Origin of the sequence: Microbacterium sp. (assembly GCF_035554235.1) — a bacterium.
Classification (GTDB): Bacteria; Actinomycetota; Actinomycetes; order Actinomycetales; family Microbacteriaceae; genus Microbacterium.
Window position 1 is genome coordinate 1 of the sequence record NZ_DATMIO010000055.1, and the last position, 7,745, is coordinate 7,745.

Annotated in this window: 10 protein-coding genes; 8 read left to right on the forward strand and 2 right to left on the reverse strand. The window is 69.4% G+C overall.

Features of this window, described 5'->3' with window-relative positions; translation table 11 throughout:
- Together thrS and VNT50_RS02595 are read left to right on the forward strand one after the other, a co-directional pair.
- Positions 1-980: threonine--tRNA ligase (gene thrS, locus VNT50_RS02590; protein ID WP_325483541.1), on the forward strand; the 980-nt coding region annotated here is incomplete at its 5' end.
- Positions 981-1,046: 66 nt separating this feature from the next.
- Entirely contained in the window at positions 1,047-1,613 is a 567-nt protein-coding gene (locus VNT50_RS02595) for an HIT family protein (protein WP_325483542.1), read from the forward strand.
- Positions 1,614-1,633: 20 nt separating this feature from the next.
- Here VNT50_RS02595 and pdxY read toward each other — a convergent pair whose 3' ends face one another.
- Complete coding sequence (gene pdxY / locus VNT50_RS02600) at positions 1,634-2,485, reverse strand: pyridoxal kinase PdxY (protein WP_325483543.1); 852 nt, start codon at positions 2,483-2,485, stop codon at positions 1,634-1,636.
- Positions 2,486-2,559: 74 nt separating this feature from the next.
- Between pdxY and pdxS the strand changes: the two genes are divergently transcribed.
- The 3 genes from pdxS to VNT50_RS02615 are packed head-to-tail and all read left to right on the forward strand — an operon-like array spanning position 2,560 to position 4,640.
- On the forward strand, positions 2,560-3,510 hold the full coding sequence (gene pdxS / locus VNT50_RS02605) for a pyridoxal 5'-phosphate synthase lyase subunit PdxS (protein WP_325483544.1): 951 nt from the start codon (positions 2,560-2,562) through the stop codon (positions 3,508-3,510).
- Between the two features lie 16 nt (positions 3,511-3,526).
- A complete protein-coding gene (pdxT, locus tag VNT50_RS02610; RefSeq protein ID WP_414683927.1) occupies positions 3,527-4,108 on the forward strand; it encodes a pyridoxal 5'-phosphate synthase glutaminase subunit PdxT in 582 nt (193 codons plus the stop codon).
- 10 nt (positions 4,109-4,118) lie between these two features.
- Entirely contained in the window at positions 4,119-4,640 is a 522-nt protein-coding gene (locus VNT50_RS02615) for a DUF1697 domain-containing protein (protein WP_325483546.1), read from the forward strand.
- Positions 4,641-4,647: 7 nt separating this feature from the next.
- Here VNT50_RS02615 and VNT50_RS02620 read toward each other — a convergent pair whose 3' ends face one another.
- Positions 4,648-6,012, reverse strand: coding sequence for a pyridoxal phosphate-dependent decarboxylase family protein (locus VNT50_RS02620; protein WP_325483547.1), 1,365 nt, complete (start codon positions 6,010-6,012; stop codon positions 4,648-4,650).
- A gap of 51 nt (positions 6,013-6,063) precedes the next feature.
- Between VNT50_RS02620 and VNT50_RS02625 the strand changes: the two genes are divergently transcribed.
- From VNT50_RS02625 to VNT50_RS02635, 3 genes are all read left to right on the forward strand, one after another.
- Entirely contained in the window at positions 6,064-6,822 is a 759-nt protein-coding gene (locus VNT50_RS02625) for a YebC/PmpR family DNA-binding transcriptional regulator (RefSeq protein WP_325483548.1), read from the forward strand.
- A gap of 102 nt (positions 6,823-6,924) precedes the next feature.
- Complete coding sequence (gene ruvC / locus VNT50_RS02630; RefSeq protein ID WP_325483549.1) at positions 6,925-7,515, forward strand: crossover junction endodeoxyribonuclease RuvC; 591 nt, start codon at positions 6,925-6,927, stop codon at positions 7,513-7,515.
- A gap of 31 nt (positions 7,516-7,546) precedes the next feature.
- Positions 7,547-7,745 (forward strand): OB-fold domain-containing protein (locus VNT50_RS02635; protein WP_325483550.1); only part of this gene is annotated, 199 nt, incomplete at its 3' end.

The following is a 7,745-nucleotide window of genomic DNA, read 5'->3' on the forward strand; positions in this document are numbered from 1 at the left end:
AGGGCGTCGACTATTACCTGAAGCCGATGAACTGCCCGATGCACATCCTGATCTACCGGGAGCGGGCGCGCAGCTACCGCGACCTGCCCATGCGGCTCGCCGAGAACGGCACCGTGTACCGCAACGAGCTCTCGGGCGCGCTGCACGGTCTCACCCGCGTGCGCGGCTTCACCCAGGACGACGCCCACCTCTTCGTCACTCCCGAACAGCTCGAGGGTGAAGTGGCGGAAGTGCTCGAGTTCGTGCTCTCCCTGCTGCGCGACTTCGGCCTCGACGACTTCGAGCTCGAACTCTCGATGCGCGACGACGAGAAGTCGAAGTGGATCGGGGACGAGCACCACTGGGCCGAGGCCACCGATGCCCTCCGCCGGGTGGCGCTCGCGAGCGGGCTCAAGCTCACCGAGGTCGCCGGCGAGGCCGCGTTCTACGGCCCCAAGATCGACCTCAAGGTCAAGGACGCCATCGGTCGCACGTGGCAGCTGTCGACCGTGCAGCTCGATTTCAACCTGCCCGAGCGCTTCGACCTGGAGTTCACCGACCGCGACGGCGCAAAGAAGCGGCCGGTGATGATCCACCGGGCGCTGATGGGGTCGATCGAGCGCTTCTTCGCGATCCTGCTCGAGCACTACGCCGGCGACTTCCCGGTGTGGCTCTCGCCCGTGCAGGTGGTCGGGGTCCCCGTCGCCGAGCAGTACGGCGAGTACCTCGACGGGGTCATCGCGACGCTGCGCGCGGAAGACGTGCGCGCCGAGGTCGATCACTCCGATGACCGCATGCAGAAGAAGATCCGTAACCACACCACCGGCAAGGTGCCGCTCATCCTCATCGCGGGGGAGCAGGACCGGGCCGCCGGCACCGTGTCGTTCCGCTTCCGCGACGGCTCGCAGGAGAACGGCGTTCCGATCGTCGACGCCGTGCGCCGCATCCGGGGCGCCATCGACGCGCACGCCCTCGTGCACGAGGCGGGGGACCTGGCTTGACCCTTCGTCTCGCTTCGCTCGCTCAGGGACCGGGTCCCGACGGTTCGCTCGCTCAGGGGGCGCGTCGTGCCTGACGGCGATCCTTCGACGGGCTCTGGACCCGGGTCGCTGGAGGATGCCGCGACCCTCGCGGGAGTTCCGGATGAGTTCCAGCGCCTGTGGACCCCGCATCGGATGGCCTATATCAAGGCGGGCCCGCAGGTGCTCCGGGACGCGTGCCCGTTCTGCGCGGCCGTCGACATGACGGATGCCGAAGGTCTGGTCGTCGCGCGGGGCCGCACGGCGTATGTGCTGCTGAACCTGTTTCCCTACAACTCCGGCCACCTGCTCGTATGCCCCTATCGGCACATTTCGACGTACGACGAGGCGACAACCGAAGAAGTGGCCGAGATCGCCGCGCTGACGCAGACGGGCATGCGCGTCCTGCGCTCCGTCGCGAGGTGCGACGGGTTCAACATCGGGATGAATCAGGGCGCCATCGCGGGGGCGGGCGTCGATGCGCACCTGCACCAGCACATCGTGCCGCGGTGGGCATCCGACGCCAACTTCTTCCCGATCATCGCGAAGACGAAGGCCCTCCCGCAGCTGCTCGGCGAGGTGCGCGCGACCGTCGCCGGGGCGTGGCCGGCCTGAGCCGCGGCTGCACCGAGCGCTCAGCGCACCTGACGGACGGCGAACTGCAGGCGCGGGTGCGCGTAGTACTCCTGTGACTCGACGAGCTGCAGCTCGCGTTCCCCCGAATCGTGCGTCATCCGAAGCAGGTCGAACACGCTCGACGTCGTGCGGGCGAGGGCGTCCGCCGCGTCGCCGGTGCGCCGGTAGTGCGCGGTGAACAGCGCCGCGGTGACATCGCCCGACCCGTTCGCCTTGATCGGCAGGAGGGGGGTCTGCGCGACCCACGCCCCGTGGTCATCGACGACGAGCATCTCGATCGTGCCCTGCTCGCGGTCGGGGCGCTCCACGCTCGTCACGAGCACGGTGCGCGGACCCATGCGGCGTGCCGCGTCGGCGGCAGCGAGCGTCGATTCGAGCGTGTCGGGTTCGGTGCCCGTGAGGTAGCCGAGCTCGAACTGGTTCGGCGTGATGATATCGGCCACGGGAACGACCCGCCTGCGCAGCAGCTCGGGGATCGCGGGGGCGACGAAGCATCCCGACTTTGCATTTCCCATGACGGGATCGCACGCGTAGAGGGCGGCGGGATTCGCGGCCTTGACCCGGGCGACGGCGTCGACGATGACTTCGCCGATCCCTTCGCCGCCCTGGTAGCCCGAGAGCACGACATCGATCTCCGGAAGGATCCCCCGCTCTTCGATGCCCGTGATGACATCGCGCACGTCGTCGGGGGAGATGAGCGGACCTCGCCACGCGCCGTATCCGGTGTGATTGGAGAAGTTCACGGTGTAGACCGGCAGCACCTCGATGCCGATGCGCTGGAGCGGGAAGACGGCGGCGGAGTTGCCGACATGGCCGTAGGCGACCGCCGACTGGATCGAGAGGATCTTCACCCGCTCGATCTTGCCACCGCGCCCGTGGACACACGGTCAGGAGGGGGCGGCGGAGCGGAATAGAATGGTCGATCATGACGGACAGCACCAACCAGGCCGGATCGAGCACGCCCACCGGATCCAGCGCCCACACCGGTTCCAGCACTCACACGGGTTCCAGCAGAGTGAAGCGCGGGCTCGCGGAGATGCTCAAGGGCGGCGTCATCATGGACGTCGTCACCGCGGAGCAGGCGAAGATCGCCGAAGACGCGGGAGCGGTCGCCGTCATGGCCCTCGAGCGCGTGCCGGCCGACATCCGCTCCCAGGGCGGCGTGGCCCGCATGAGCGACCCCGACCTCATCGACGACATCATCGCCTCCGTGTCGATCCCCGTCATGGCGAAGGCCCGCATCGGCCACTTCGTCGAGGCGCAGGTGCTGCAGCAGCTGGGTGTGGACTACATCGATGAGTCCGAGGTGCTCTCGCCCGCCGACTATGTCAACCACATCGACAAGTGGAAGTTCACCGTCCCCTTCGTGTGCGGTGCGACGAATCTGGGCGAGGCGCTCCGCCGCATCAACGAGGGCGCGGCGATGATCCGCTCCAAGGGCGAGGCCGGCACGGGAGATGTGTCGGAGGCCACCAAGCACATTCGCAAGATCTCGGGCGAGATCAACGTGCTCCGTTCGATGACCAAAGACGAGCTGTTCGTCGCGGCCAAGGAACTGCAGGCGCCCTACGAACTCGTCGCCGAGATCGCCGAGACCGGCAAGCTCCCCGTCGTCCTCTTCGTCGCGGGCGGTGTCGCCACGCCGGCCGACGCGGCCATGATGATGCAGCTCGGCGCCGACGGCGTCTTCGTCGGCTCCGGCATTTTCAAGTCGGGAAACCCCGCCGAACGTGCCGCGGCGATCGTCAAGGCCACCACCTTCTACGACGACGCGCAGGTCATCGCCGATGTGTCGCGCGGCCTCGGCGAGGCCATGGTCGGCATCAACGTGTCCGACCTCGCCGCGCCGCACCGCCTCGCCGAGCGTGGCTGGTAGCGGCACTCGATCCCCGGTGAGGGTAGGCGTCCTCGCCATCCAGGGCGATGTTCGCGAGCACGCGCGCGTGCTCACCGAACTCGGTGCCGATGTCACCCTGGTGCGCCGACCGGCGGAGCTCGCGGGCGTCGAGGGACTCGTGATTCCCGGCGGCGAGTCGAGCGTGATCGACAAGCTCTCGCGTGCGTTCGGGATGCAGCAGCCCATCCGCGAGGCGATCGCCGACGGGATGCCGATGTACGGCACGTGCGCCGGGCTCATCCTTCTCGCCGACAGGATCACCGACGGGATCGCCGGCCAGGAGACCTTCGGCGGGATGGACGTCACCGTGCGGCGGAATGCATTCGGCAGCCAGGTCGACTCGTTCGAGACCGACCTCGACATCCCTGCCCTCGGCGCACCACCCGTGCACGCCGTCTTCATCCGCGCACCGCTCGTCGAGACGACCGGCGCCGCGGTGGAGACGCTGGCGGCGCTGGATGACGGACGCATCGTCGCCGTGCAGCAGGGCAACCTGCTCGGCACGTCGTTCCATCCCGAGGTGACCGGCGAGACCCGCTTCCACCAGCGTTTCCTCGCCCTGGTGGCGTCTCGGTGAGTCCCCGACGATGACCGAGTGGGTCGCGCTGCTCCGGGGGGTGAATGTCGGGGGCATCACCGTCCGCTCCGCGGACCTTCGCGCGCTCTTCGAGTCGTCGGGGTTCACGGACGTTCGCACCGTGCTCGCGAGCGGCAACGTCGTCTTCACGGGCACAGGCTCGGCGGCGAAGCTCAAGGCGGCGATCGAGAAGTCGCTGCGCGACAGATTCGGCTACGACGCGTGGATCGTGCTCGTGACCCTCGGCGCAGTGCGCGGAGTCATCGACGCGTTCCCGTTCGACGCGAGCGATGCCCATCGACAGCCCTGGGTGATCTTCGGCGCGGACGAGGCGGTGCTCGACGAGCTCGAAGCGGCCGCGGCATCCCTCGACGACGCCGATCCGATCGCCCGCGGCCACGGCGTCATCTACTGGAACCCGATCAAGGGCACGACGGTCGACACCCCCTTCGGCAAGCTGCTCGGGCGCAAGGCCTACAAGGCCACGACGACGAACCGCAATCTGCGGACGCTGCAGAAGATCGTCGGCTGACGCCGATTCAGGATGCCGCGAGGCGAGCGATCGCGGTCAGGGTCCGCTCGATGTCGTCGGGCGTCGTCGCCCACGACGACATGGAGCAGCGCAGCGCAGCGCGCCCCTGCCAATCGGCGCCCGTCACGACCGCCGTGCCGTCGGCGAGGATCGCCGCACCCAGCGCGCGCGTGGCGTCATCGTCGCCGAGGCGGAACATGACCTGGGTGTAGACGACGTCGTTGACGACCTCGACACCGGGTATCGCCTCGAGACCGCGCGCCATCGCGAGCGCGTTGGCGTGCAGCCGATCCACCAGCTCGGCGACGCCGCGCCGCCCGAGGCTGCGCAGGGCCGCCCACGCCGGCACCCCGCGCGCTCGTCGCGACAGCTCCGGCGTGACATCCCAGGGGTCGAGCCCCGTGTAGACGAGATAGTCCCCGCCCGTGCGGAACATGGCGATCGAGTCGGCTGGATCCCGGACGATCGCCATGCCGCAGTCGTACGGCACGTTGAGGGTCTTGTGGGCGTCGGTCGCCCACGAATCGGCGCCGGAGATCCCGGTCGCGAGATGGCGGAGGGAGGGCGATGCGGCTGCCCACAAGCCGAAGGCGCCGTCGATGTGCACCCACGCCCCGCGATCGCGGGCGATCGGAACCAGGGAAGCGAAGTCGTCGAAGGCTCCGGTGTGCACCTCGCCCGCCTGCAGGCAGACGATCAATGGCCCCTCGCCACCCTCGAGCGCCTCGCCGAGCCCCGCGGGAGACATCCGCCCCTGGTCATCGGCGGGCACGATCGTCATCTCCGCGCGGCCGATCCCGAGCATGCGCGCCGCCCGATCGATCGAGCCGTGCCGGTGCTCGCCCACCACGAATCGCACGGCCGGCGCCGAACGCACGCCCCGCTCCGCCATGTCCCAGCCGCTGCGCGCGAGCACGGCGTTGCGTGCCGCGGCGAGGCAGGTGAAGTTCGCCACTTGACCGCCGGTCACGAATCCGACGCTCGCCGAGCCCGGCAGGCCGAACATGCCGAGCATCCACTCTCCCGCGACGCGTTCGAGGGCCACCGTGGCGGGGGTCAGGGCGGACGAGCCGGAGTTCTGATCCCATGACGACACGAGCCAGTCCGCGCCAAGCGCGGCGGGCAGCGACCCGCCGATCACGAAACCGTAGAACCGGCCACCGGCGATGCCGGCGAGGCCGGGGTCGGCGACCCGGGCGAGCTCGTCGACCACGGCCTCGGCATCCGTCCCCTCCTCGTCGAGGGGCTTCTGCAGCTCGGCGAGCATGTCGTCGAGGGAGACCGGCGGCCACACGGGTCGCTCGTTCACGGAGTGCAGAAACTCCGTCGCACGCCGGTGCGCCGCGTCGAGTGCCCGGTCTCGATCGTCCACGGGCGTCAGTGTGCCACCGGGCGGGGGCGCCCGCAAGGGTAAACTGGAGGCATGTCCGGCCACTCCAAGTGGGCGACGACCAAGCACAAGAAGGCGATCATCGATTCGCGCCGCGCCAAGTCGTTCGCCAAGCTCATCAAGAACATCGAAGTCGCAGCCAAGATCGGCGGTGCCGACCTCGCGGGAAACCCCACGCTCCAGGACGCCGTCCAGAAGGCCAAGAAGACATCGGTCCCCAACGACAACATCGACCGCGCCATCAAACGCGGCGCGGGACTCACCGGCGAGTCGATCGAGTACATCACGATCATGTACGAGGGCTACGGGCCGAACGGCGTCGCGCTGCTCATCGAATGCCTGACCGACAACCGCAACCGCGCGGCGGCCGAGGTACGCACGGCGATGACCCGAAATGGCGGGACGATGGCCGACCCGGGCAGCGTGGCGTACAACTTCCACCGCAAGGGCGTCATCGTCGTCTCGGGCGACAGCGCGTCGGAGGACGATCTGATGCTCGCGGTGCTCGATGCCGGGGCGGAGGAGATCGAGCCGCATGGCGACGGGTTCGGCGTCATCACCGAGGCCTCCGACCTGGTGCGGGTGCGCACCGCCCTCCAGGAGGCGGGCATCGACTACGAATCCGCGGATGTCGAGTTCGTGCCCTCGCTCAAGGTCGAGATCGACGCCGACACCGCGCGCAAGGTGTTCCGGGTGATCGATGCGCTCGAGGACAGCGACGACGTGCAGAACGTCTACAGCAACTTCGACCTCACGCCCGAAGTGCAGGCAGAACTCGCCGAAGACGAGTAACCGGTCGCGGAGCGCGGACGCTTCGTCTCGCTTCGCTCGCTCAACGACCCGTTGGTGGCGCGCCTGATGCTAGGCGCGGCATCCCGCGCCTAGCGTGGGACGGTGGCGTCCCTTCGCGTGCTCGGCATCGACCCCGGCCTCACCCGCTGCGGTGTCGGCGTAGTGGATGTCGCGCGCGACCGATCGGCGCGGCTCGTGCATGTGGGGGTCGTGCGTTCGTCCCCGGATGCGCCGATCGCCGAGAGGCTGGCGGCCATCGCGGCAGGCATACGGGCGGTCATCGACGAACACGGCCCGCACGTCGTGGCCGTCGAGCGGGTGTTCGCCCAGCAGAACCGGAACACCGTCATGGGCACGGCGCAGGCCAGCGGCATCGCCCTCCTGATGGCCGCCGAGCGCGGCCTCCCCGCGGCGATGCACACCCCGACGGAGGTCAAAGCGGCCGTCACCGGTTATGGGGCGGCGGACAAGCGACAGGTCCAGGAGATGGTCGCCCGCATCCTCCGGCTCGATGCGCTGCCGCAGCCCGCCGACGCCGCCGACGCCCTCGCGCTCGCGCTGTGCCACGGCTGGCGCGGGGGAGCGTCCGAGGGGGTCGCCCAAGCGGAGACCCCGGCGTTGCGGGCCTGGCGCGAGGCCGAGCGCCGCACCGCGCGCCCGGTGCGCGGGCGGGCACCCCGCGTGGCACCCTGAGCCTGTCGGCACCCCCGCTTAGGGTGGTTGCATGATCTCTTCTCTTCGGGGAACGGCCGCGCACGTCGAGGTGGACACCCTGGTGGTCGAGGTCGGGGGAGTGGGCCTCGCGGTCGCCGTCACCGCCGGCCTCGCGCGTTCGACACACGTCGGCGACGCCGTCCGCGTGCACACGCATCTCGTCGTCCGCGAAGACGCGCTGTCTCTCTTCGGTTTCGAGACCCGTGAAG